Origin of the sequence: Kocuria sp. (assembly GCF_030536815.1) — a bacterium.
In the GTDB taxonomy this organism is placed as follows: Bacteria; Actinomycetota; Actinomycetes; order Actinomycetales; family Micrococcaceae; genus Kocuria; species Kocuria gwangalliensis.
The window spans coordinates 2104-25383 of record NZ_JAUNPE010000006.1 but is presented as its reverse complement, the minus strand read 5'-3'; the positions used below and the strand labels follow the sequence as shown (position 1 = coordinate 25383).

At 64.0% G+C, this 23280-nt stretch carries 25 protein-coding genes, 1 tRNA gene, 1 other RNA gene and 1 riboswitch; of the genes, 11 read left to right on the top strand and 16 right to left on the bottom strand.

Going from position 1 to position 23280, the window contains the following annotated elements:
* Positions 1-33 precede the first annotated feature (33 nt).
* From lipB to Q4E95_RS01640, 3 genes are all read left to right on the top strand, one after another.
* A complete protein-coding gene (gene lipB, locus Q4E95_RS01650) occupies positions 34-735 on the top strand; it encodes a lipoyl(octanoyl) transferase LipB (protein ID WP_303381641.1) in 702 nt (233 codons plus the stop codon).
* A gap of 69 nt (positions 736-804) precedes the next feature.
* Positions 805-1812, top strand: coding sequence for a lipoyl synthase (gene lipA, locus Q4E95_RS01645; protein WP_303381640.1), 1008 nt, complete (start codon positions 805-807; stop codon positions 1810-1812).
* Positions 1813-1953: 141 nt separating this feature from the next.
* Positions 1954-2703, top strand: a complete 750-nt coding sequence (locus Q4E95_RS01640) for a DUF4191 domain-containing protein (protein WP_303381639.1) — start codon at positions 1954-1956, stop codon at positions 2701-2703.
* Positions 2704-2721: 18 nt separating this feature from the next.
* On the opposite strand, the gene Q4E95_RS01635 is transcribed toward Q4E95_RS01640, so the two are convergent.
* Entirely contained in the window at positions 2722-3168 is a 447-nt protein-coding gene (locus Q4E95_RS01635; protein WP_303381638.1) for an RDD family protein, read from the bottom strand.
* Positions 3169-3429: 261 nt separating this feature from the next.
* On the opposite strand from Q4E95_RS01635, the gene glnA reads away from it, so the two are divergent.
* Positions 3430-4854 (top strand): type I glutamate--ammonia ligase, encoded by a 1425-nt coding sequence (gene glnA, locus Q4E95_RS01630; RefSeq protein WP_303381637.1) that lies wholly within the window; start codon positions 3430-3432, stop codon positions 4852-4854.
* Between the two features lie 160 nt (positions 4855-5014).
* Here the strand turns inward: glnA and mptB are convergent, their stop codons facing one another.
* Positions 5015-6589 (bottom strand): polyprenol phosphomannose-dependent alpha 1,6 mannosyltransferase MptB, encoded by a 1575-nt coding sequence (gene mptB / locus Q4E95_RS01625; RefSeq protein ID WP_303381636.1) that lies wholly within the window; start codon positions 6587-6589, stop codon positions 5015-5017.
* Positions 6590-6751: 162 nt separating this feature from the next.
* Between mptB and orn the strand changes: the two genes are divergently transcribed.
* Complete coding sequence (orn, locus tag Q4E95_RS01620; RefSeq protein WP_303381635.1) at positions 6752-7378, top strand: oligoribonuclease; 627 nt, start codon at positions 6752-6754, stop codon at positions 7376-7378.
* Positions 7379-7483: 105 nt separating this feature from the next.
* Positions 7484-7556: transfer RNA gene (locus tag Q4E95_RS01615), tRNA-His, on the top strand.
* A 126-nt stretch (positions 7557-7682) separates the two neighbouring features.
* Here Q4E95_RS01615 and yidD read toward each other — a convergent pair.
* Positions 7683-7988, bottom strand: a complete 306-nt coding sequence (yidD, locus tag Q4E95_RS01610) for a membrane protein insertion efficiency factor YidD (protein WP_303381634.1) — start codon at positions 7986-7988, stop codon at positions 7683-7685.
* A gap of 139 nt (positions 7989-8127) precedes the next feature.
* Positions 8128-9312, bottom strand: coding sequence for a zinc-dependent alcohol dehydrogenase (locus tag Q4E95_RS01605; protein ID WP_303381633.1), 1185 nt, complete (start codon positions 9310-9312; stop codon positions 8128-8130).
* Positions 9313-9424: 112 nt separating this feature from the next.
* Here Q4E95_RS01605 and Q4E95_RS01600 point away from each other — a divergent pair, with 112 nt between their 5' ends.
* Complete coding sequence (locus Q4E95_RS01600; RefSeq protein ID WP_303381632.1) at positions 9425-10363, top strand: SDR family oxidoreductase; 939 nt, start codon at positions 9425-9427, stop codon at positions 10361-10363.
* Between the two features lie 103 nt (positions 10364-10466).
* Here Q4E95_RS01600 and Q4E95_RS01595 read toward each other — a convergent pair whose 3' ends face one another.
* The 8 genes from Q4E95_RS01595 to Q4E95_RS01560 all read right to left on the bottom strand — a co-directional run bounded on the left by Q4E95_RS01595 (position 10467) and on the right by Q4E95_RS01560 (position 16987).
* A complete protein-coding gene (locus Q4E95_RS01595; RefSeq protein WP_303381631.1) occupies positions 10467-10838 on the bottom strand; it encodes a multidrug efflux SMR transporter in 372 nt (123 codons plus the stop codon).
* Entirely contained in the window at positions 10839-11153 is a 315-nt protein-coding gene (locus Q4E95_RS01590; protein WP_303381630.1) for a multidrug efflux SMR transporter, read from the bottom strand. It lies immediately after the preceding gene.
* Between the two features lie 12 nt (positions 11154-11165).
* Positions 11166-11232: riboswitch (guanidine-III (ykkC-III) riboswitch) on the bottom strand.
* Positions 11233-11404: 172 nt separating this feature from the next.
* Positions 11405-12310, bottom strand: coding sequence for an SDR family oxidoreductase (locus tag Q4E95_RS01585; RefSeq protein WP_303381629.1), 906 nt, complete (start codon positions 12308-12310; stop codon positions 11405-11407).
* A gap of 53 nt (positions 12311-12363) precedes the next feature.
* Positions 12364-13002, bottom strand: coding sequence for a response regulator transcription factor (locus tag Q4E95_RS01580; RefSeq protein WP_303381628.1), 639 nt, complete (start codon positions 13000-13002; stop codon positions 12364-12366).
* Between the two features lie 34 nt (positions 13003-13036).
* Positions 13037-13870 (bottom strand): glycosyltransferase family 2 protein, encoded by an 834-nt coding sequence (locus tag Q4E95_RS01575; protein WP_303381627.1) that lies wholly within the window; start codon positions 13868-13870, stop codon positions 13037-13039.
* Entirely contained in the window at positions 13855-14871 is a 1017-nt protein-coding gene (locus Q4E95_RS01570; protein ID WP_303381626.1) for a glycosyltransferase, read from the bottom strand. Before Q4E95_RS01570 ends, Q4E95_RS01575 begins: the two co-directional genes overlap by 16 nt.
* Positions 14868-15929, bottom strand: coding sequence for a glycosyltransferase family 4 protein (locus Q4E95_RS01565; protein WP_303381625.1), 1062 nt, complete (start codon positions 15927-15929; stop codon positions 14868-14870). The genes Q4E95_RS01570 and Q4E95_RS01565 overlap by 4 nt, the downstream gene beginning before the upstream one ends.
* A complete protein-coding gene (locus Q4E95_RS01560; protein ID WP_303381624.1) occupies positions 15926-16987 on the bottom strand; it encodes a glycosyltransferase in 1062 nt (353 codons plus the stop codon). The genes Q4E95_RS01565 and Q4E95_RS01560 overlap by 4 nt, the downstream gene beginning before the upstream one ends.
* A gap of 214 nt (positions 16988-17201) precedes the next feature.
* On the opposite strand from Q4E95_RS01560, the gene def reads away from it, so the two are divergent.
* The gene (def, locus tag Q4E95_RS01555; RefSeq protein WP_303381623.1) at positions 17202-17771 is read left to right on the top strand and encodes a peptide deformylase; all 570 of its coding nucleotides are present in this window, start codon (positions 17202-17204) and stop codon (positions 17769-17771) included.
* Between the two features lie 111 nt (positions 17772-17882).
* On the opposite strand, the gene Q4E95_RS01550 is transcribed toward def, so the two are convergent.
* From Q4E95_RS01550 to Q4E95_RS01535, 4 genes are all read right to left on the bottom strand, one after another.
* The gene (locus Q4E95_RS01550; protein ID WP_303381622.1) at positions 17883-18665 is read right to left on the bottom strand and encodes a YaaA family protein; all 783 of its coding nucleotides are present in this window, start codon (positions 18663-18665) and stop codon (positions 17883-17885) included.
* 13 nt (positions 18666-18678) lie between these two features.
* Positions 18679-19053, bottom strand: an RNA gene (rnpB, locus tag Q4E95_RS01545) — RNase P RNA component class A.
* A 39-nt stretch (positions 19054-19092) separates the two neighbouring features.
* Entirely contained in the window at positions 19093-19821 is a 729-nt protein-coding gene (locus Q4E95_RS01540; protein ID WP_303381621.1) for a zinc ribbon domain-containing protein, read from the bottom strand.
* Complete coding sequence (locus Q4E95_RS01535; protein WP_303381620.1) at positions 19818-20741, bottom strand: Nif3-like dinuclear metal center hexameric protein; 924 nt, start codon at positions 20739-20741, stop codon at positions 19818-19820. The genes Q4E95_RS01540 and Q4E95_RS01535 overlap by 4 nt, the downstream gene beginning before the upstream one ends.
* Positions 20742-20811: 70 nt before the next feature.
* Between Q4E95_RS01535 and msrA the strand changes: the two genes are divergently transcribed.
* The 3 genes from msrA to epsC all read left to right on the top strand — a co-directional run bounded on the left by msrA (position 20812) and on the right by epsC (position 23196).
* Positions 20812-21351 (top strand): peptide-methionine (S)-S-oxide reductase MsrA, encoded by a 540-nt coding sequence (msrA, locus tag Q4E95_RS01530; RefSeq protein ID WP_303381619.1) that lies wholly within the window; start codon positions 20812-20814, stop codon positions 21349-21351.
* Positions 21352-21436: 85 nt separating this feature from the next.
* Positions 21437-22372, top strand: coding sequence for a cysteine synthase A (gene cysK / locus Q4E95_RS01525; protein ID WP_303381618.1), 936 nt, complete (start codon positions 21437-21439; stop codon positions 22370-22372).
* Positions 22373-22611: 239 nt separating this feature from the next.
* Positions 22612-23196 carry a serine O-acetyltransferase EpsC gene (epsC, locus tag Q4E95_RS01520; protein WP_303381617.1) on the top strand — a complete coding sequence of 195 codons (585 nt, stop codon included), beginning with the start codon at positions 22612-22614 and terminating at the stop codon, positions 23194-23196.
* The last annotated feature ends 84 nt before the right edge of the window (positions 23197-23280 follow it).

The window sequence follows — 23280 nt, the reverse complement described above, 5'->3', positions numbered from 1 at the left end:
TCCACAGGCAGACTCACGGGATAAACTGACCGCATGGCTTTGCACTTCGAGCGCGTTGGTTTCGACCCGGATTTCGTGGACTACCGTTCCTGCCTGCGCCTGCAGCAAGAGGTTCACGACCAGATCGTGGCCGGTGAGCGCGGTAACACCGTGCTGTTGCTCGAGCACAACCCCGTTTACACCGCCGGCCGCCGCACCGAGAAGCACGAATATCCGTGGGACGGCACGGAAGTGGTTCCGATCGGCCGCGGTGGGAAACTCACCTATCACGGCCCCGGAATGCTCGTGGGGTACCCCATCATGCGCCTGCCCGTCCCCCTGGACGTGGTCAAGGTGGTGCGTGTGCTGGAGGAAATCATCATTGCCGTGGTCAAGGATTTCGGCGTGGAAGCCACCACTGTGGAGGGCAGATCCGGGGCCTGGGTGCCATCCGATGAGCGCGGCCCGGACCGGAAGATCTCTGCCATCGGCGTGCAGGTCTCCAAACGAGTGACGATGCACGGATTCGCCCTGAACTGTTCCAACGATCTGCGCCCGTTCGGCAAGATCATCCCGTGCGGCATCACGGACGCCGGCGTGACCTCCATCAGCCAGGAGACGGGGAATCAGATCAACCCCGCTGATGTTGTGGAACGCATGGAGCATGAGCTGGCGGCCCGGGAATCGGACCTGTGCCTGCCCTTTGAACCCGACTCACCCGCAACACCCCTGACCCTGGACTCTCTGGTCTCCTAAGGTGGAGATCAGTGACTTGCCTGCGCCACAGAGTCAGGCACAACCAAGCGCCACAAGCGAGGAGTACGTATGACCATCGCGCCCGAAGGCCGCAAGCTGCTGCGCGTTGAACAGCGCAACGCATCTGTTCCGATCGAGAAGAAGCCCAACTGGCTCAAGAACACCGCGAAGATGGGTCCGCAGTTCCAAGAACTCAAGACCATGGCCCGCGGCCGCGGCCTGCACACGGTGTGTGAGGAAGCCGGTTGTCCCAACATCTATGAGTGCTGGGAGGACCGCGAAGCCACGTTCCTCATCGGCGGCGACACGTGCACCCGTCGTTGCGATTTCTGCGACATCGCCACCGGTAAGCCCGGCATGTTGGACGTCTCCGAGCCCCGCAAGGTGGCAGAGTCCGTCCGCGACCTGAACCTGCGCTACGCCACCGTGACGTCCGTGGCCCGTGATGATCTCCTGGACGGCGGCGCGTGGCTCAACGCGGAGACCATTCGCGCGATCCACGAGCTCAACCCCTCCACCGGTGTTGAAATCCTGATCCCCGACTTCAAGGGCCAGCCCGACGCCGTTCAGCAGGTCATCGACGCTCAGCCCGAGGTTTTCGCGCACAATCTGGAGACCGTGCCCCGCATCTTCAAGCAGATCCGCCCCGCGTTCTCCTACGAGCGTTCCCTGGAGGTCCTGACCCAGGGCAAGGAGAACGGGATGATCGTGAAGTCCAACCTGATCCTGGGCATGGGCGAGACCAACGAGGAAGTCTACGAGGCCTTGTGCGATCTGCATGACGCCGGCTGCGACATCATCACCCTCACCCAGTACCTACGCCCGGGCCCCACCTTCCACCCCATTGACCGCTGGGTCACCCCGCAGCAGTTCGTGGACCTGTCCCAGCAAGCCGAGGAAATCGGTTTTCTGGGTGTGATGGCCGGGCCCATGGTCCGTTCCTCCTACCGCGCCGGTAAATTGTGGGCCCGCGCCATGAAGAAGATGGGTCGCGAGATCCCCGAGCACCTCTCCCACATCGACGATTCGGGCTCCGCCAGCCAGGAGGCGTCCTCCCTGGTCGCCCGCCTGAGCTAGCAGATTCTTGTCGCCACGACGACGCCGCCCGGCCGGGCGGCGTCGTCGTTCTGTGCCCTGCGCGGCCCGCGATCGCCTCGTACGAGCGCGCCAGCGGTTAGAATGGCCGCAATCCCCTACCAGCAATCGCGAGGAACAAACGTGTCACCTAGCACCTCATCCACTGCCCGCGCGGCCGAGCGCGAACGTAAGCGCGAGGACAAGCGCAAACGTAAAGCGGCGAAGGGCCCGGGCATCTTCGCCCAGATGAAGCAAGTCTTCCAGATGACCAAGGAGCGGGAGCCGAACATCCTGCTCTGGATGATCCTGCTGGGTCTTGGTGTGCTGCTGGTGTTCCTGCTCATCGGTGTGCTGCTCGGCAACTGGCTCACGTGGTTGCTCATCGGCATTCCGTTCGGCGTTCTCGCCGCCGTGATCCTGCTGTCGAGGCGAGCCGAACGAGCCGCGTTCGCGCGCATCGAGGGTCAGCCCGGTGCCGCCGGCGCGGCTCTGTCCACCCTGAAGCGCGGTTGGATCATCGAGGAAGAACCGGCCGCCATGGATCCCAAGTCCAAGGACCTGCTGTTCCGCATGGTGGGTCGCCCCGGCGTGGTGTTCGTGACCGAAGGCCCCGTGAATCGTGTGGACAAGTTGGTCAAGAAGGAACGCCGCCGCATCGGCCCCGTGATCCAGAACGTACCGATTCACGTGATCAAGTCCGGTAACGGCGAGAACCAGGTTCCGCTGAGCAAACTGGCCAAGCACGTGAAGAAGCTGGACAAGACCCTGACCAAGCAGGAAGTCCACGTGGTGTACAAGCGGCTGAACACCCTGCAGAACCGCTTGCCGATTCCCAAGGGCGTTGATCCCATGAAAGCCCGCCCGGATCGCAAGGCGATGCGCGGGCGCTGATCCTTCAGCGTTGGGTGATCAGCGGACCCTCACCAGAATGGTTCCCACGGCCCGATCATGGAGTCCGCGCTGGTCCTGGTCGTAGATGACCGGGGGGATCACCAAGCACAGCAACAACGATCGAATGGCCGCTTTGCCGAAACCGGCAGGGCGGCCATTCAGTGTCTGTACCTGCAGTCCCATGAGCCAGTGGCCCATGGTGCGGCCGAAAGCTCCGACCATGAGCACATTGAGCACGAACAGCACCGCAAGGTTCATGAGCCCGTTCTGGTTCCACTGGGCCAGGAACACAGTGGCGAGGACCATGGCCAGGAGCCAGTCAATGCACAGCCCGACAAATCGGGGAACGAATCGTGCCACGGAGGCCGGGCCCTCCATGGGGCGCCCCAGGCGCTCCCCCGGATACTGATGAGTGCGTGAGGGGCCACCCTCGAGCCAAGAACCCAGATCCTGCCGTGAAATCATGCTCTCAGCCTATCCGCCCTTCAGGAGTTCCTTGGGCCACGGCAAGTAAACTGATGGGGTACCGACCGGTCGGTGTTGTGCGGGATATCAGGTCGGCCGTGTTCCAGCGTCCACATGGCATGTGTTACACGGCCGAAACATTGGTGTCACGGACGGGCAACGCCAGGTTCTTAGGATGGACATCAGAACCGAGCGCGGTGGTCACTTCCAGGAGTGTCGCTGTCGCTGATCGGGACGCCCATACAGAAGGAGAACAGGTCCATGTTCCAGTCAGCCGAGGAAGTCCTCGCCTACATCAAGGATGAGGACGTCGTTTTCGTCGACCTCCGATTCACCGACATGCCGGGCGTGCAGCAGCACTTCAACCTGCCCGCCAAGTCGGTGGACAACGATTTCTTCACCGACGGGCAGTTGTTCGACGGTTCCTCCATCCGAGGCTTCCAGGGTATTGCTGAATCGGACATGCAGCTGATTCCGGACCCCACCTCAATCTTCGTGGACCCCTACCGCGTGGAGAAGACCCTGGTGGTCACCTGCTCCATCGTGAACCCGCGCACCGGTGAGCCCTACCACCGCGACCCCCGCGGCGTGGCCGAACGCGCCGAGGCCTACCTGAACTCCACCGGCATTGCGGATACCGCGAATTTCGCCTCCGAGGCCGAGTTCTTCGTGTTCGACGACGCTCGCTTCCAGGTTTCCCCGGAGAGCACCTTCTACAAGATTGACTCTGAAGAGGCTCCCTGGAATTCCGGCCGCAAGGAAGAGGGCGGCAACCTGGCCAACAAAACCCACACCAAGGGTGGTTACTTCCCGGTCTCCCCCGTGGACAAGCAGGCCGACCTGCGCGACGCCATGTGCGTAGCCCTGGACGACGTCGGTTTGATCGTGGAGCGCTCCCACCACGAGGTGGGCGCCGCCGGCCAGGCCGAGATCAACTACCGTTTCTCCACCCTGACGGCCGCCGCGGACGACCTGCTGAAGTTCAAGTACGTCATCAAGAACACCGCGGACATGTTCGGCAAGACCGTCACGTTCATGCCCAAGCCGGTGTTTAATGACAACGGCTCCGGTATGCACTGTCACCAGTCCCTGTGGAAGGGCGGCGAGCCCCTGTTCTACGACGAGAAGGGCTACGCGGGTCTGTCCGATGTGGCTCGCTGGTACATCGGCGGTCTGCTGGAGCACTCCTCGGCGGTGCTGGCGTTCACCAACCCCACGGTCAACTCCTACCGTCGCCTGGTCAAGGGCTACGAGGCGCCGGTCAACATGGTGTACTCGCAGGGCAACCGCTCCGCCGGTATCCGGATCCCCATCACGGGCACCAACCCCAAGGCCAAGCGCCTCGAGTTCCGCGCCCCGGACCCCTCCTGCAACCCGTACCTGGCCTTCGCCGCTCAGCTGATGGCCGGCCTGGACGGCATCCGCAACCGCATTGAGCCCGCAGATCCGATTGACAAGGATCTGTACGAGCTTCCCCCGGAGGAGGCCAAGGACATCAAGAAGGCCCCGGGCAACCTGGAGGAAGCCTTGCAGGCACTCGAGGAGGACCACGAGTTCCTGCTCGCCGGCGATGTGTTCACCGAGGACCTCATTGAGACCTGGATCGAGTACAAGCGGGAGAACGAGCTCAAGCCGCTCTCCCTGGTACCCCACCCGCTGGAGTTCGAGCTCTACTACGGTGTGTGATTCGCTGTCTCCACGGTGAGCCTGAGGGCCCCGACCAACGTGAGTTGGTCGGGGCCCTTTCTCATGGCCGGATTCGGTCACGTGGCCTGGATCGACGACGCCGCGCGGGCGCCGGGGCGCGTGCGGAGGCACCGAGGCGCCGTCGACAGTGGCGAACCAGCTACATGATCGTGGTGCGCTTGTCCGCACGATAACGGGGGCGGAACAAACGTCTGGTCGCCGGGTCGAAGAACCAGAGATACACCCCGAATGTCAGCGAGACGATCGCCGATATCACCCGCGCGGCAATCAAGCTCAGGTCGAGGTAGGGGAACACGTCGAGCTGGTCGGCCACGGCATAGACCGTGAAGAACGCCGTGAGGAAGAAGAGCGCATCGATCTGCCAGTCGCTTCGGATGCCCGTGATCGCGAACAGCGGGATCAACCACACCACGTACCAGGCCTGGATCATGGGGGCCAACAGCACGAGCGCTGTAAAGGCCCACGCGAGGCGGCGAAAAATTCTGGCGTCCCTACCCACGAACATCAGCGCCAGCACGATCAGCGCGGACAAGACCGTGCCCATGGTGTGCACGACATCCATCCAGACCCGGCCGTTGGACGTGAGGGAATCCCCCACGATCATGGCCAGGAATCCGATCAAACCAATGGGCGCATACCAAATGAACACGCTACCGGGCGTGGTCATGGCCGCGACCCACCCGAAGCCGAATCCGTTGATCAATCCCATGATCCCCAGCAGCACCAATGAGTACGCGAGGGTGAGGAACCAGATCAGAAATCGACGCGGCCACGAGGCACCGCGGCCGGCCCACAGCAATCCGATGAAGGGCAGGAACACCAACGTAATGGGTTTGATGCCAATGGACAGCGTCACCAGGGTGGCGCCGATCAGACCGCCCTTCCAGTTGCGCTGGATGGCCGCCGCGTAAATCCCGAAGAGTGCGAGGGCCACCATGATTGCATCGTTGTGCACGGCCGCTATGAAATTGGTGAGGAACAGCGGATTGGCCACCGACAGCCAGAGGGCTCGGGCGGGGTTGACGCCGTGCAGTCGGGCCAGCCGCGGAATCACCCACATGCACGCGATCACGGAGACCACGCACATGGCTCGGAACAGTAAAACGGAGGCGTCCGGGCTGGAATTGGTGATCATGACCACCAACTGTTCAAGCCACAGGAACACGGGTCCGTAGGGTGGCGGGGATTCCGCCCAGAGCTGGTCGGCTCCCAGCTGGAAAAAGTTCTCGATCGTGGAGACGCCGTGCTCGTAGGGATTGAGACCACTCTGCATCACCCGGCCCTGTCCGATGTAGGAGTACACATCGCGGCTGAACAGCGGCACGGTGAAGAGCATGGGCGCGGACCACGCCGTGATGGCGGCCAGCACCCACGTGCCCGTTCCCGGACCCCATGCCTTGAGCTTCTGACCGAGTCTCAACCATTCGCGGACCAGGATCATGCTGCCGACGGCCAGCAGTAAGATGGACAGCACCACACCGCCGGTCTCGTATCGCATCCAAATGATGGGCGGGTTCTGCCGCAGGGGGGAGATACTTGCAAGCCACCCCACCCCCAGCGAACCCACCAGCACCATGATCGAGCCAATGGTGCCCATGATCACGGTGCGCAGCGGTGACTGTGAGGTGTAGGCGGAACCTTGTCGGGTGGCCAGTACGGTGCCCGGATGCGGGGTGGATTCGGCGTGGCCGGCAGCCTTGGGGTTGCTCTGCACCGCGTTGCCTCCAGATTCCCCGTCGCCCGATAATGTCTCTCACCCTACGACGCCGCCGTGCGAGCGAATCCGCGAAAGGCCCGGCAACGGCGTCGGCCTGAATCCTATCGCGATGCGCGGGGCGCACGCGCCCGGGGCCCCGGGCGCGGTAAGTTAGAGGACGTGTCTATTTCTAATCAGAGAATCGTATGGATCGACTGCGAGATGACAGGACTGTCCCTGTCCGACGACGCCTTGATCGAGGTGGCCGCTCTCGTGACGGACGATGATCTGAATGTCCTAGGCAACGGCGTGGACGTTGTCGTCAAACCCTCCGACGCCGCACTGGTGCAGATGAACGACTTCGTGCGGAACATGCACGTGACATCCGGGCTGTTGCCCGAGTTGGCCCAGGGTCTGGGGATGGAAGAGGCCGAGGCCCAGGTCCTCGAGTACATCAAGGAATGGGTTCCCGAGCCCCGGAAGGCACCCCTGGGCGGTAATTCCGTGGGGACGGACAAGACCTTTCTCACACGCGACATGCCCAACCTGGTGGATCACCTGCACTATCGCGTGATCGACGTGTCCACCATCAAGGAGCTCGCGCGCCGCTGGTTCCCCCGGGCCTACTTCCAAGCTCCGGAGAAGACCGGCAACCACCGAGCCCTGGGCGACATCGAAGATTCCATTGATGAACTGCGCTACTACCGGCAGATCCTGTTCGCCGCGGAGCCGGGCCCCAGCTCCGACGACGCCCGCAAGGTCGCGGCCTTGATCAACGCGTCCCGCACCCGCTCCGGCAACTTCTGACGCCCCTCCACGGCCCCGCGCGCCCGATGCGGAGTTAACGCAAACTTTGCGCTATAGTGGTCGTCGTTGCCCGCGCAGGTGTTACACCTCGTGACGGGTTACATGGTGGGCGTAGCTCAGTTGGCAGAGCGCCTGGTTGTGGTCCAGGAGGTCGCGGGTTCAACCCCCGTCGTTCACCCCGAATCAACGAGGTCCCCGTGCTTGATCAGTAATGTGATCCGGCACGGGGACCTCGTTTTTTGCTTTATGTAGACGGCTCGTTCAGACGGTCAGTGGCAGCGAGCCGGGCGGGCCCGGGACGGGTCTAGAACCGGATCGGGATGGGGATGCCTCCGCAGCAGCAGACACCGTTCACCCGGGGGCGGTCCGCGCCAAGCATCATGGCTGCTTGATAACACGCCGCGAACTGGAGCATGGTCGGAACAACGCCGCGCAGCAACCCGCGCTCGGCAATGATGTTCCGGATCACAGCGGAGCAGGACTGCTCGCCTCGAGCAACGAGATACGCGCAGTTAAATCCTTTGCGCGGAGAGAGATAGCGCTGGTACCCACGAATGGCCAGATCCACGGTCCTACGCGGAGAAGAACTAACCCAACTCAGTGTTGCCATGGTCCAACACTAGCCCTCGCTTCCGAACATCCGCGAGACCCCCCGCGAGGTATCTCCCGAGGCATGATAAAAGGCGGCCGGGACGGAGTGGATACTTGATATCCAGCCCGTACCGACCGCCCATCGGAACTGGTCCCGACTACGGCTTGAGTACCACCTTGATGCAGCCGTCGCTCTTTTCCTGGAACATCTTGTAGGCCTCGGGCGCATCCTCCAGGGACACGTGGTGGGTCGCAAACGTCTCCAAGCCCAGGGTGTCGTCGGGTTCGGAGGCAATGGCCAGCAGATCATCGGTCCAGTGCTTCACGTGGCACTGACCCATGCGCATGGTGATGCCCTTGTCGAACATGGTCATCATGGGCATGGGATCCGCCATACCCCCGTACACGCCCGACAACGACACGGTGCCGCTCCGTCGCACGGCATTGATCGCGGTGTGTAGCACCTCGAGCCGGTCGATGCCGACTTTCTCGAACGCTGCTTGCCCCAACTTCTTGGGCAGGCGGGCGGCACCGGCAACGATCTTTTCCGAGATCGGGTTGCCGTGGGCTTCCATTCCCACGGCATCGACGACGCCGTCCGGTCCCCTGCCGTCCGTCATTTCTTGAAGCGTGGCGGCGACGTCCTTGACGGTGCGTCGATCCACTGTTTCCACACCCCAGGACTTGGCCAGCTCCAGGCGCTCGTCCACGAGATCCACGCCGATGATGCGATCTACGCCCATCTGCTTGGCGGACCGGACGGCCATTTGCCCCACCGGTCCCAGACCAATGACGGCCAAGGTGTCACCCGGGCCCACATTGGCCCATTTCACGCCCTGCCAGGCTGTGGGAAGGATGTCACTGAGGTAGAGGAAACGCTCGTCGGAGTGGGTCTCGGGAAGTTTGACCGGACCGAAATCGGCATGCGGTACGCGCACCATTTCGGCCTGGCCACCGGGAACGGAACCATACAGTGACGAGAACCCGAACAGCATGGAGCCCATGTTCTTGGACTTCACCTGAGTGGTCTCGCACTGCGCATACAGTCCGCGATCGCACATCCAGCAGGAACCGCAGCCAATGGTGAAGGGAACCACCACTCGATCGCCCGGCTTGAGGTTGGTGACCTCTTCCCCCACCTCTTCCACGATGCCCATGAACTCGTGACCGAGCACATCACCGGGTGACATATAGGGGCCCAGTACCCCGTAGAGATGCAGGTCCGAACCGCAAATCGCTGTGGACGTGACCCGCACAATCGCATCCTTGGGATGCTGGATGACGGGATCAGGTACTGATTCAACTCGGACGTCGCCGAGTCCTTGCCATGTGAGTGCACGCATAACCATCAGTTAACTGATGAATGGGCGGCATTGCAATCACCGCGCTCCAATTCATCGCGATTCACGGCAAATCCTCCGGTTTCCGATGCCCAGCCTCCCGTAAACTAAACGGATGGTAAGCACACTGAAGATTGCACTGGTACCCGGTGGGTCACGAGGTCTCGGCCTCCTGGTCAGCCGCGAGCTCCTGGACCGGGGCCACGCGGTAGCCATTGCCGCTCGGGACCACGATGAGCTCACTCGCGCGAAGGAGCAGCTATCACCCCACGGAACCGTCAAGGACTATGTCTGCGACGTCCGCGACGCAGACGCCGTGAAGCAACTGGTTCGCGAGGTGGAACAGGACATGGGCCCCGTGGAGGTCCTCATCACCGTGGCCGGCATCATTCAGGCCGGCCCGCTCGAGGCGATCACCGTGGAACACTTCAAGGACGCCATTGACACCATGACCTACGGCCCCATTTACTGCGCGCTGGAGGTGTTGCCCGGCATGCGGCAGCGACGATCCGGTCGCATTGGGACCGTCACCTCAGTGGGTGGGCTGATATCTCCTCCCCATCTACTCCCCTATGCCACCGCCAAGTTCGGCGCGGTGGGTTTCAGCGAAGGACTCGCGGTGGCCCTGGCCGGTTCCGGCGTTACGGCTACCACCATCGCTCCGGGTCTCATGCGCACCGGTTCCCATGAGAGAGCCTTCTTCACGGGTCAGTCGGCCAAGGAGTACGCATGGTTTGCCCCGGCAGCGTCCTTGCCCGTTCTCTCCATGAACGCGGACCGCGCGGCGCGGATCATCGTGGACGGTGTATTGGCGGGCAAACCCACGGTGTTGGTCGGCTGGTTGCCCAAGGTCGCCCAGCGAGTCCACGGCCTGGCGCCAGGCCTGACCACTCGCGGCCTGGGGTTGGCAAATCGGCTACTTCCCGGGGCACGACCGGAACAATCCGGGCTCCAGGAAGGCAGGGAAGCCGCTTCCGCCCTGAATTCCAAGGTTGTGAAGGTACTCACCACCCTGGGCTCCAAGGCTGCGCGCAAGAACAACGAACGCGGATAATGCCCGCAGCCACGTCGTGAACAACCCGGTGCCTTCCGGACTCAACAAGGCACCGGGTTCCTGGCTGGGTCAGTGAGTGGGCAGGGTTAATGAGGGGCCAGGGTCAGCGAGTGGTCGAAGACCCGGCTCCACCTGCGGAGTCCAGGGCGTCAACCGGCTTACTGGGGGCCAGTTTGAGGCCGACCACCGCCGCAATGATGCCCGAGAGAAAAATGATCTTCCCGGCCGAGACGCTTTCCGTTCCGGTGGCCATGGCATAGATCACCGTCAAGGCGGCCCCCACGCCGGTCCACACGGCGTATGCGGTGCCGATGGGAATGTGTTTGGCGGCCCAGCCGAGTCCCGCCATGCTCACGGCGAGTCCGGCGAAGAACACGATGGTGGGGGTCAACTCGCTCAGGCCGTTGGATTCACCGAGGGCGGTGGCCCAGACAGCCTCGAACACGGCACTGATCAACAGCACAATCCACGGCATTCAGCTCACCACCTTCAGGCCGATCACGGAGCCGACGAGCAACACGAGCAGGAGCACCCGCACAATGGTGGGACGCTCATAACCCTTCACGAAGCCCCAGATCACGGTGAGCGTTGCGCCAATCCCGACCCACACCGCGTACGCCGTGCCGGTGGGAAGTGAGGTCATCGCCCACGCGAGACCAGCCATGCTCAGGCTCAGACTCATGAGAAAAATGAGGGTGGGGACCAGACGTTTGAATCCGTGCGATGCTCCCAGGGCGGCCGCCCAAACGGCCTCGAACATCCCGGACAGAATAAGAATCAACCACGCCATGACGTGCATCTTTCTGAGTCAGTCTTGTCGTGGTGCGGGTACTGCTCCCTCGTCCGCGAGCCCAGATGCGGGGCTCCGCTGCTCAATGTAGCAAAGGAGGGTGCCGATCTCGATCCTCCATGAACACTCCGGCAGCAGTCCCCGCGCGGGCGACGGCGTACGACCACGGCCGCCCGGGAGGGGCGGCCGTGGTCGTCCAAGATGATCCGAACGTGAGCACCGCGTGCCCAGCGGTCCGGGCGCGGTCCGGGTTAGAAGACCGGCTTACCTCCGGTGACACCGATAACGGTGCCGGAGACGTAGGAGGCCTCGGCCGGGCTGGCGAGGAACACGAAGGCGCCGGCCAGTTCGGAAGGCTGACCCGCACGGCCCAGGGCGGTGTCGCCGCCGAACGCGGGCATCGACTCGCCGGCCTTGGTGGCCGGCTGCAACGGGGTCCAGATCGGGCCGGGCGCCACCGCGTTGACGCGGATACCCTTCCCGCCGACCTCGTTGGCCAGGTTGACCGTGAAGTTGTTGATGGCCGCCTTGGTGGAGGCGTAATCGATCAAGTTCTCGGACGGGTCGTAGGCCTGAATCGAGCTCACATTGATGACGCTCGAGCCGTCCTTCAGGTACTTCAGCGCCTGCTGGGAGACCCAGAACAGGGCGTACAGGTTGGTCTTGAAGACACGGTCCATTTCCTCGGTCTTCAGACCCTGCAGACCGCCATCGCGGCGAGCCCACTGGAACCCGGCGTTATTGACCAAGATGTCCAAACCACCCAGCTGGGAGGCGGCGTCATCCACCACACCACGGGCGTCCTGTTCGTCCCGGAGATCCGCGGGAAGAAGCACAGCCTTGCGGCCGGCCTTCTCGATCCACTGTTTGGTGTCCTCGGCGTCGGACTGTTCTTCCGGGAGGTAATTGATGGCCACATCCGCGCCTTCCCGCGCGTACGCAATGGCCACGGCGCGGCCGATACCCGAATCACCACCGGTGACCAGCGCCTTCAGGCCTTCGAGCCGGCCTCGCCCGACCCAGCTCTCCTCACCGTGGTCGGGCACGGGGGTCATCTCCGTGGTCAGCCCCGGGGGAGCCTGTTCCTGAGTGGGGAACCCGCCTTCTTCTCCGGCGAGTTCACGTGCGGCTTTGTCTGCGGCAAATTGATCAGTCATATGACTATTCTGCCGCGTCAACCTGAGTGGTTCTACCACCTCAGGGGGTGAAATCAATGATGAGTTCTTTCTGGCTGCATCCCGTTCTGCACGCCCCACAGCACCGCTTGACTGCGTCGCTCCACACCCATTTTTCGGTACGCGGAACGGATGTAGGACTTGACGGAGTTAATGCTCAGGTAACACGTGCGGGCGATCTCATCGTTGGTCGCACCCTGGGTGATCAGGGCGACAACCTCTGCTTCGCGCGGCGACAACCCGGCACTGCGGCCGGGCCAATCGGCGATCTCGATATGTTCCGACATCGGTTTCGGCTCCACCACGCGTTCGCCCTGGTGGATCCGGATCAGGGCATCGGCGAGTTCATCGGCATCGAGTTCCTTGGACAGATAGCCGTCGATACCGAGGTCTAGCGCTTGCTGCACCTGAACGTCGGCCACGTGCCACGTATAGACGACCAGCTTCCGGTTGCGCTCGTCCTCGAGAAGCCGCACCACGTCGTACCGGCCCCGGCCACGTGCGGCAAAGGCGTCGTAGAGCACCAGGTCCACGACACGGCTGGGGTTCTCCCCCGCTGCAAGCTCCACGACCTCGAGCCGGTCGAAGTCCTCCAGCATCCGTGCAATGCCCTGCGTCACCACCGGGTAGTCATTCACCAGGGCCAACGTAATCGGAACGTGCTGATCATTCACAAGAATGACTTTAGTGGCAGATGATCCCTAGGTGCTATCGAGGGTCGGTCGCAGCGCGCCACTGCCCACCCTCTCGGGTCAGGTGCCCCGACCCGAGCATGTGCTGCAACCAACCCTCCATGGGGTCGAACCCCCATTTGCCGCGGAAGATGTTGGCATTGCGCGCTATCGACGCCGCGTGCTGCACCGGGGGCGTCACGGTGGGGTGATGCTGATGGTAGGCGCAGGCCAGCCCGCTCCACCACATGCTCCCTCCGGCCGCGGCGAGCCGCTGCCCGAAATCGGTGTCCTCTCCCCCGTAACCCACGTAGGACTCGTCGAACCCACCAACCCGGTTCCAGGTTTCGACCGTGGCGGCAATGTTGAGGGACCACAGCATGCGGGGATCAGCCTCGACCAGGGCTGCACCCTGAGGTATCACTCGCGCGTCGTGATCACGACCGAGCTCGACCACGCGCTGGGGGGTGTAGTCGTGCTCGCCCATGCCCTCGGGCAGGTACTTGACCCGGCCACTGATCACGGCCGTTTCGGATCCGATCTCCACTAACGCTCGTTCGTAATCGCCCAGCAAACCTCGTTCGGGCAGACAATCCACATCCAGCAGGACCACGGCGTCGGCCCCCAGCCCGCTCGCAGTGGCCACCCCCGCGTTTCGCGCCGCGGCCAGCGGCAGTTCCCGGGCGGGTTCCATGCTGACGACGACGCCGCGCCCGTTCCCGTGTCCGGCCACCAGGTCCGCAATCTCGGGGTCACCCATGCTCACCACAACGTGTGCATGCGGTTGCGGGTCCAGCGCGGACACCCAATCGAGTTGTCTGCGAAGGTGCGCGTGGCGGCCGCTGACAATGGTGATCAATGCGATCCGCACGTCACCACCACATCATCGAGGCGCTCGATGGCCTGCGCCGCACGGCGTGCACCGTCTCCGTGGCGCCACCGGGACCAGCCGGAATTACCGCGGGCCAGCGCGTTGCTCAACAGCGTGGGCCACTGCGCCGCCTCCGGCCAGCCGTCGAGTGCGGTGCACACATCTGCGTTCCTGAGCGCTCGGACGGTCGCGTGCTGTTCGTCGAAGGGCCTGGGCTGGGCAATCACCACTGCCGGCCGGGCCGCCGCCGAGAGTTCGGCCACCGCATTATTACCGCCGTGGGTCACCACCACATCCGCGTCCTGCAAGTCCGCCCACAGATCGGGCGAGGGGTGTGCGGGTGTGCGAACGGTCCACTCCCAGTCGGGGCTCACCAGCCGGGCTCGGTCAATGTCCTGCTCCGTCACCTCGGTGCCTCCCCCGCCCCAGACCACCAGAACTTTGCGGCGCGAACTCGGCCCAGTGACGTCGGCGGCAGGCCCCGCGTACGCGGCCGCGAGTTGGTCGAAACGCGAAATGGCTCCGGTGAACACGGTTTTGTCGGTCCACTCGCGCGGCCAGTACTCCTCGGCCGTTTCCGCGGTCCACGGGGCGACAATGAGGGAGGCGGCATCATATGCGTCCCGGTGCGTGCGATCCGTGCGGTTTCCGCGCATGGCCATGACCACGGTACGGACCCCCAGGAGCCGAGCCAGGAGCGTCACCTCCGCGGAGGTGTCCGTGACCATGACCGATATGTCCGATCCCAGCCGCTCGGCCAGCAACCGCATGCGTTCGCGGTATCCCGCGTGATCAAGGGGCGCCCAGTGCAGCACACCATTGGCCGTGGGATCCACCGGGGAACCGGGAACATCCATGGGCAACGTGCACCACTCACCGGGCCAACCCTCCGGTGCCCCCAAGGAACTGAACCCCGTCACGGGCACGCCGAGCTCGCGCGCAATGCCCAGCGCTCGGGTGCGATGGCCCAGCCCCTGGTGATGGATGTAGTAACCGATCATTGCGCGACCAGCTCCCGGTAGTAGTCCACATACCGATCAACGGTGGCGTCCAGCGAACAGTGGGCGCGTGCATGCTCACGCACCGTGCAACGATCCAGGGCGAGCACTCCCTCCAGGGCGCGCGCGGCGCTCGAGACAGTGAGGTCGTCGGTGGCCTCGGGAAGCACCGATAACCCGCCCGGGGCACGCACCACCTCCGCCAAACCACCTCGAGCAATCGCCAGAACCGGGGTACCGCACGCCATGCTCTCGGCCGCGACCAGTCCGTAGGGTTCCTCCCATTGCGGCGTCACCAGGCACGCGGCACTGTGGGACACCAGGTGGTGCAGCTCATCCGGTTCCAGGTGACCCGCGTAGGTGATGTCCTCCGACAGCAAGGGCTTCAACTGAGTTTCGAAGTACTCCTGGTTGGACAGCGGACCGGCAATGCGCAGTTTCCACCCCGCCTCCCGAGCGATCAGCGCGGCGAGGTGGGGTGCCTTTTCCGGCACGATCCTACCGGACCACACCAACGAGTCCCCTCCGGGACCCAATGACCAACGGTCGAGGTCCACGCCGTTGGGAATCACCCGCGCGTCCGTCACATCACGCCACATGTGCGCGATCGACGTGCTCACGGCTGCGGTTCGTACCGAGGGGCTCAACCGTAACGCCGGTTCCATCCACGGCGTGTTGGGCGTGTGCAACGTGGTCAGTAGGGGCTGTTTGAGTGACTGGGCCATGGCAATCGGCAGGTAGTGCAGTGAATTGTTGTGCACCACATCGATGTCATCACGTTCAGCCAGGGCGGTCATGACCTGCAGGTAGGAAATGGTCTCGCGCACTTGGCCCTCAGGGGGCATCGAGACGTCGCTGCGGGCCTGCTCACTGAGTGACACCGGTTCGACGGCGAGCTCTTCGGCGCCTAATTCCGGGTCACTTCCGGGCGCGGCGAAGACCACCACGTCGATCCCTCGTTCCCGAAGTCCCTTGGCCAGGTACCACGTGAATGATTCGAGGCCACCCGCGAAAGGAACCGCGATGGGAAAGCGGTCATGGGCCAACAACGCAATTTTCATGATGACCTCCCCGCCGTTGCCGCTTGATAGATCCGCGAGTGTGCTCGCGCGATGTCCTGCCGTTGTCGAGTGCGTTCCGACCGCGTGGTTCGCCACGGCGGCAAGGCGGGTAACCCGTCGAGTGCGGCCGCAATCTGATTCGAATCCGGTTGCCCCTGCTCATCCCAGTCGAAACTCAGAACCCCCGGATGCTGCTGGTCATAAAAACCCACCGACGGGGCCAGCACGCGCGTGCCCAGGTCGTAGCAGGCTTCGAGCCACCCGGAATGCGTACCGAACCGGTACGCGAGGACGGAAAGATCCACGCCCAGCAAGTAATCCCACAGCTGGTCGTCCGTGTAGAAATCGTGGACGTGGACACGCACGTCCTCGCGATCACGCGCGTGGTTCAAGAGTTCGGAAACTTCCTGGTTGTAATGGGGCATACCGGGGGTGAGCACATCCGTGTGGACATCGATGAGTAAATCCATGTCACGGTCACGGATTTCCGCCAGCAGGGTTCGCAGGACCGGCAGTGGATTCATATTGGTGCGCATGCTTTTCAGGTGCATTCCCACGGTGACGGTCTCGCGCTGCGGACGCGGGTGGTTCAGTACCTCCAACGGCACCACGTGCGGGTGCGCAATCACGGTGGCGTCGCGACCCCAGCGCTGGCGGATCTCCTGCGCCGCCCCCGGAGTCAGGGTGATCAGGTGATTCGCCGCGGGAATCAGAACATCCAGTGCGGCGTCATGGATCGAAGGATCCGTCTGATGCGGGTTGCGCAGGTCGTGAACCGTGTAGACAAGCGGCTTGCCGTTGTCGCGCAATGCCGCAACGATGCGTTGGAGCTCCGCCGGCGGCACGGCGTCGAAGCCGAAGTGCAAATGAAAAACATCGAATTCGTGGGCGTGGTCATTGATCCACTCCACGTCCAACATGACCAGGGGCCACCAGGGTGCACCGGGAACCGATCGTTCCGGGGTCGGGTCGGGCAGGCGGTACACAGAGCCCGAGCCTTCTGGGTCCGCCAGGTGTTGGATATACACGTGGCCGTGCGGTGCTGACGCGACCCTCACTCGGGCATGCCCCCTTCAACTCAGTCCATTAGGTGTTGTGATCCATCGGCCAGTTCAACCCGAACCGCGAATCTGGCGCCACACCCCTCCGGGGGAGGATATGCAGCATGCTTAATATTAGCGGTGCACATGATGCGCCCGCGACATCACACGTCACGCGATATATTGGCCTGCGGACCATCAGCCCCGACAGCACCGTGTGAGGAACCACAACATGGCCATTCGCCCTATCGTCATTACCGGGAATCCGGTGCTCCACCGTCCCGCGGCGAAGGTCACCGAATTCAACGACGAACTGCGCGCGTTGATTGCGGACATGTACGAGACCATGGACGAGGCCCACGGGGTGGGACTCGCGGCACCCCAGATCGGGGTGGGGTTGCGGATCTTCACCTACGGCTTCGACAACGATGACGGAGTCCCTGCACGCGGCGTGATCGTCAACCCGGTACTGACCGCGGGCAAGATCTCCGAAGTGGCCCCGGACCCGGATGAGGAATCCGAAGGCTGCCTGTCGGTTCCCGGTTACTCGTGGCCACTCAAACGTGCCGATTGGATCCGCATAGCGGGTCAGGACGAGAACGGCGACCCGCTCGCCTTCGAGGCCAACGGCTGGTTCGCCCGCGTGATGCAGCACGAGTACGACCACTTGGACGGCAAGCTCTACGTGGACCGGCTCAACACCAAATGGGGCAAGAAGGCCAGGAAGGCCATTAGGCAGGAACAGTGGTCCAACGACTCGACCTGGCTGCCGGGCGAGGACGAGGACCCGTTCGGTCACTGACTCCCGGGCAGCAGAACCGGCTGGCCAGCCACCCATTGCCCGCGGCTCGCAAACTCGGACGTCGTGATGGGACGGGTGGGCGCAGTGTCGAGTCTGCGGGTCCGGAGGACTTCACTTCGCGGGCGGGTCCAGGACGACGGTGAGTGTTCCGGCTTTGCGCGCAGTGGGCTCGGTCAGCTCTACCGTCCAGCGCTGAGCGAGGGCAGCACGGACGGCCTCGACGGTCTCAAGAGTTCCGTGCGCCACCTCGTGTTCACACAAGAACCGCGCCACCAGGCCCCTGGTGTGTTTCGCGTTGTGCGAGACCACTGAGCGCTTCCCGGTCTCGTTGAGCTGTTCCACGCGCACGGCAACGGTTCGAGCGGCCGGTGGCTTCCACGCGGCGGCGTAGGCGGCCGAGCGGCAATCCACGACCACCCGGCCGACTGCGGCCTGATCCAACACCGGGAACAGACGCGGCTTCCACCAGGTGTTGAGCTTTCCGTGCCGGGGCAGATCCGTTCCCATCGACAACCGGTATGCGGGAATATGGTCGTGGGGCCGCACGGCGCCCCACAGTGCGGAGATCACCACGAGTGAGCGATCCGCCACCTCGCGAGCGGCGTCGGAGAGTGAGGCCGCGTCCAGGGCGTCGTACAACACTCCGGAGTAGACGGACAGTGCCGGGCCGGAAGGCGCGGTGAGAAGCTCACGGTTGCGAGCGACGTCGTCCGCCAAGGATTGCCCCACACCCAGAACCGCGAGCGCGTTCTTCTGCCCGCTCACGTGCGCCAGTGTGGCGACCAGACGCTCTCGATCCTCGGTCAGCTCCGGAAAGCTGAGGGCGCCTCGGGCAATGGGGGCACCGGAGACGGGAGCGGTCTTGGACTCGGACGGGGGCAGCAGAATCAGCACCCCAGAAGTCTAGGGGACAGGCGGGCCTATGAGCCGGGTTCTGTGCCGCGGCCGGTTACCCGAACCGCGGTGGTGACCATCCATCTAGGCCGCGCGTTGCCGCGCGGCTCAAGCAGCCTACCCGGGCACTTGGACGAGCAGCCCTCGAACGCACCCTGCATGGCCTTGCTCCGGATGGGGTTTACCGAGCCGCACCGGTCACCCGGCACGCTGGTGGTCTCTTACACCACCTTTTCACCCTGACCCGCGCGTGGCGGGCGGTTTATTTTCTGTGGCACTTTCCTGCGGGTTTCCCCGAGTGGGCGTTACCCACCATCCAGCTCTGCGGAGCCCGGACTTTCCTCGAGACGCGCCTTTCGGTGCGCCGCGCGGTCACCCGGCCCGCCTGTCCAGCGTCGATCCTACCGCGCCACCCGGCCCGGTCTGCTCAGCGGACCAAGAGCGCGGAGCACTCGATGCACGTGGGAATGGTTCCGGCGGGCGCGTTGAGGATCGATTGCGCGTCCCCCGGACTCATGTGCGTTCCGCACGCCCCGCATGTCTCGCGCTCGAACCGTGCAACCGCGATCCGCCCGCCCCCGCGGGCATTGCGCAGCGAGTCGTAGCGCGCGACCAGGGTCTCGTCGCCCACCGCGCTCACCCGTTCGGGCCGTTGGGCCGTGAGCTCGCGGTGACGATCCTGCAACTCGGCCAAACCCCGATCCCGCTCGCTCACCGCATCTCGGGCCTGGGCGTCCGCGGCGCGCAACAGCGGGAGTTTCTGTTCCCGGTCCGCCGCCACCGCTTCGGCGTGTTCCATGGCCTGGTACTGGGCGTCCTCGGCGTGGCCACGCTGCTTGGTGAGCGTGTCGATCTCGTGCTGGATCCCCATTAAATCCTTGGCCGTTCCACCGTGGTTGAGCCGCTCGCTGTCCCGGTCGATCCTGGCCTGAATCTCCCGCACCTTGGTGTCCGCCCCGTCGACGGCGCTCGCGGCTTCTTTGCCACGGGCATCCAACTGCTTGGCCGCCTCGATGGCCTGGGCGCGGCGGGCCAATAACGATTTCACATGCTCGGACTCCTGCAAGGATTTGGCCTTGACCATGATGGCGTGCAGTTCGGAATCCACCGCCTGGAGGTCCAGGAGGGCGAGCAAAGCGGCCTGTTGTTCGGTCATGAAGTCTCTCCTGAGGTGTGATTCGGCGTTGAATCGGAGTCGGGTGAGGCTACCCGGAAATCCCACGGGTCGGTTCGCACATCACTCACGGATACCTCCACGTCGAATCCCCGGGCGGCAAGCGTTCGCTGCAGGTCCTGGGCACCCCAGGGAAGCCACAGGGCCTCGCTCGCTGCGTGCGCGGCGTCGATCAGTGCGGGCGCGCCATGACCTCCGGGTCCCAGGGCGTGCTCGCGTGCTTCTGAGGCGGGGTGGTGGCGCAGGTCCGCGGTGATGTACACGTCCGCCCGCGCGGCACGGACCTCTTCGAACAGTGAATCGCCGGCGCCACCGCACACGGCAACGGTGGTGATCATTTGATCCGGGTCCCCCGCGATGCGCAGTCCCTGCGCGGTGCCAGGGAGATTCGTGGCCAGGCGGTGGGCGAGTTCCCGCAAGCTCACGCTGCGGGACAGGGTGCCCACGCGCCCCAGCCCCGCGTTCGGGTCGGTGCCGTCAGCAAAGAGCGGGGCGGCGTCGTCGGGATTGACACCGGTGGCCGCGATCAGGGCGTCGGACACGCCCCGGCGAGCGGAGTCCGCATTGGTGTGGCAGGCGAGGAGGGCACAGCGGTTCTCGATCAGGTCGTGGATCACCCGTCCCTTGAACCCGTGCGCCGCCACGGAGGTGGCACCTCGCAGGAGGAGCGGGTGGTGGGTGATCAGGAGGTCGACGTGGCGCTGGAGCGCGTCAGCGATGACCGGGGCCACCGGATCCACCGCGAAAAGGATGCGTTGCACCGGCTGGTCCGGACGGCCGGTGACCAAGCCCGAGGCGTCCCAGTCCTCCTGGAGCCGGAACGGCCACAGGGAATCCGCGGCATCCACCACCTGTGCAAGTGTGGGCGTCGATCGGTGGTGGGGTTGGGCCTCGGACGTCATGTGACCATCCTAGGAGGGCAGACCGCCGGCGGCTCGGGAATTGTGCGGCGATTTGCGCGTTATACGGACTATGAGTTCTCCCTCAACAGAAACCTTTGTGCTCGCCGGCGGTTGCTTCTGGTGCTTGGACGCCGTCTACCGCCGGGTCCGCGGCGTGCAAGACGTCCGCAGCGTGTACACCGGCGGCCAGACGCAGCACCCGGATTACGAATCAGTGTGCTCGGGCACCACGGGTCACGCGGAAGCCGTGGTCGTCACCTTCGACCCCATGGTGGTTCCCGCGGACGTGATCCTGGACCTGTTCTTCACCGGCCACGATCCCACCACGTTGAACCGGCAGGGCTACGACGTGGGCACGCAGTACCGCTCCGCCATGTTCCCCGCCAACGAGCAGCAGCGGGCACTCTTCGAGCAGGCGATCAACAAAGCTCAGCCCCTGTTTCAGGACCCGATCGTCACGACCATCGAAGAACCCCAGCCACTGTGGGAGGCCGAAGATTTCCACCAGGATTTTTACGGAAACCAACCATTCAACGGCTACTGCCAGGTGATCATCAATCCCAAGTTGGCCAAGGTCCGCAAAGATTACGCCGTGTGGCTAACGCACTGAGATCCGACAGGCACCGGCGCTAGGCTGAAAACCAGTTTTGCGCTGACACACCTCCCGGCACGAATCCACGACAGGAGAAACATCCATGGGCAAGATTTACGAGAACATCACGGAAATCGTGGGCGGAACTCCCCTGGTCCGCTTGAACCACTTGGACCAGGACCTTCCCGGCAATGTTGCCGTCAAGCTCGAGTTCTACAACCCGGCCAACTCGGTCAAGGACCGGATCGGTAAGGCCATCATTGACGCCGCCGAGGCGTCCGGTGAGCTCAAGCCCGGCGGCACCGTGGTGGAGGGCACCTCCGGCAACACCGGTATCGCTCTGGCCATGGTGGGTGCGGCTCGCGGTTACAAGGTCATCCTGACCATGCCCGAGACCATGTCCACCGAGCGTCGTGTGATGCTGCGTGCCTTCGGCGCGGAAATCGTTCTGACCCCCGGCGCCGAGGGCATGCGCGGTGCCGTGGACAAGGCCGAGGAAATCGTGAACACCACCGAGAACGCCGTGCTGGCCCGTCAGTTCGCCAATCCCGCCAACGTGGATGTCCACTACAACACCACCGGCCCGGAGATCTGGGAAGACACCAACGGCGACATCGACATCTTCGTAGCCGGCATTGGCACCGGTGGCACCATTTCCGGTGCCGGCAAGTACCTGCGCGAGCAGAAGCCCGACATTCGCATGGTCGTTGTGGAGCCTTCGGATTCCCCGCTGCTGACCGAGGGCAAGGCCGGCCCCCACAAGATTCAGGGTCTCGGCGCGAACTTCATTCCCGAGATCCTCAACCGCGAGATCTACGACGACGTGTACGACGTCACCGTTGAAGATTCCGTGACCACCGCCCGTGAACTGGGTTCACGCGAGGGTATTTTGGGCGGCATCTCATCCGGTGCCATCGTGTGGGCCGCGCTCGAGGAAGCCGCCAAGGAAGAGAACCGCGACAAGCTGATCGTGGCGATCGTGTGCGACTTCGGTGAGCGTTACATCTCCACCATCCTTTACGAAGACATCCGCGGCTGATTCCGCCTCACAGCGGATGAGTTGAGAGCATATGCGCGGCGAGCGGCCAGAGGGTCGCCGCCGCGCATGCGCTTTTAAGACCATTGCCGCCGAGACCCGCGGCTTCTCGAGGATGCTTCGGGCGCGGGAATAGCATGAGAGTTCGATAGCGTTGGCACAAACGACGCCACCGGTGTCGGCTGACATCACGAGATCATTGGGCCCCCGGACACGGGGCGGAGCAGAAGAGGTACTGACACGTGAGCTTTTGGCGCAGACTCAAGGAGGATCTCGAAACCGCCCACGTCCATGATCCAGCGGCTCGCTCGAATCTCGAGATCGCGCTGAATTATTCGGGGCTGCACGCCATCTGGGCGCACCGGCTCTCACACAAGCTGTGGCAGGACCCCAACACGCGTTTACTGGCCCGCACGGTGTCCCAGGCTGCGCGGTGGGCCACCGGTGTGGAGATCCACCCTGGCGCCACCATTGGCCGGCGTTTCTTCATTGATCACGGCATGGGTGTGGTGATCGGGGAAACCGCTGAGATCGGCGAGGACGTCATGATTTATCACGGCGTGACCCTGGGCGGCCGTTCCCTGGAGCCGGTCAAGCGTCACCCCACCGTGGGCGACCGTGTCACCATCGGCGCCGGCGCCAAGATCCTGGGCCCCCTGATGATCGGATCGGATTCCGCCGTGGGCGCTAATGCCGTGGTCGTCAAGGACGTCCCGGAGGACTCCATCGTCACGGGCATTCCCGGCAAGATTCGCCAGCGCACGCCCGAGAAGCAGGAACCCCTGGTGGACCCGGCCACCTACATCGATCCCGCCATGTGGATCTGAGGCTGTCGAGCTCTTCTGAGAATCACGACGCCGCGGGGCGGCCTTGGTTGGGGAAGGGGGCCCCGGGGGGGGGTGTGGGTGGGG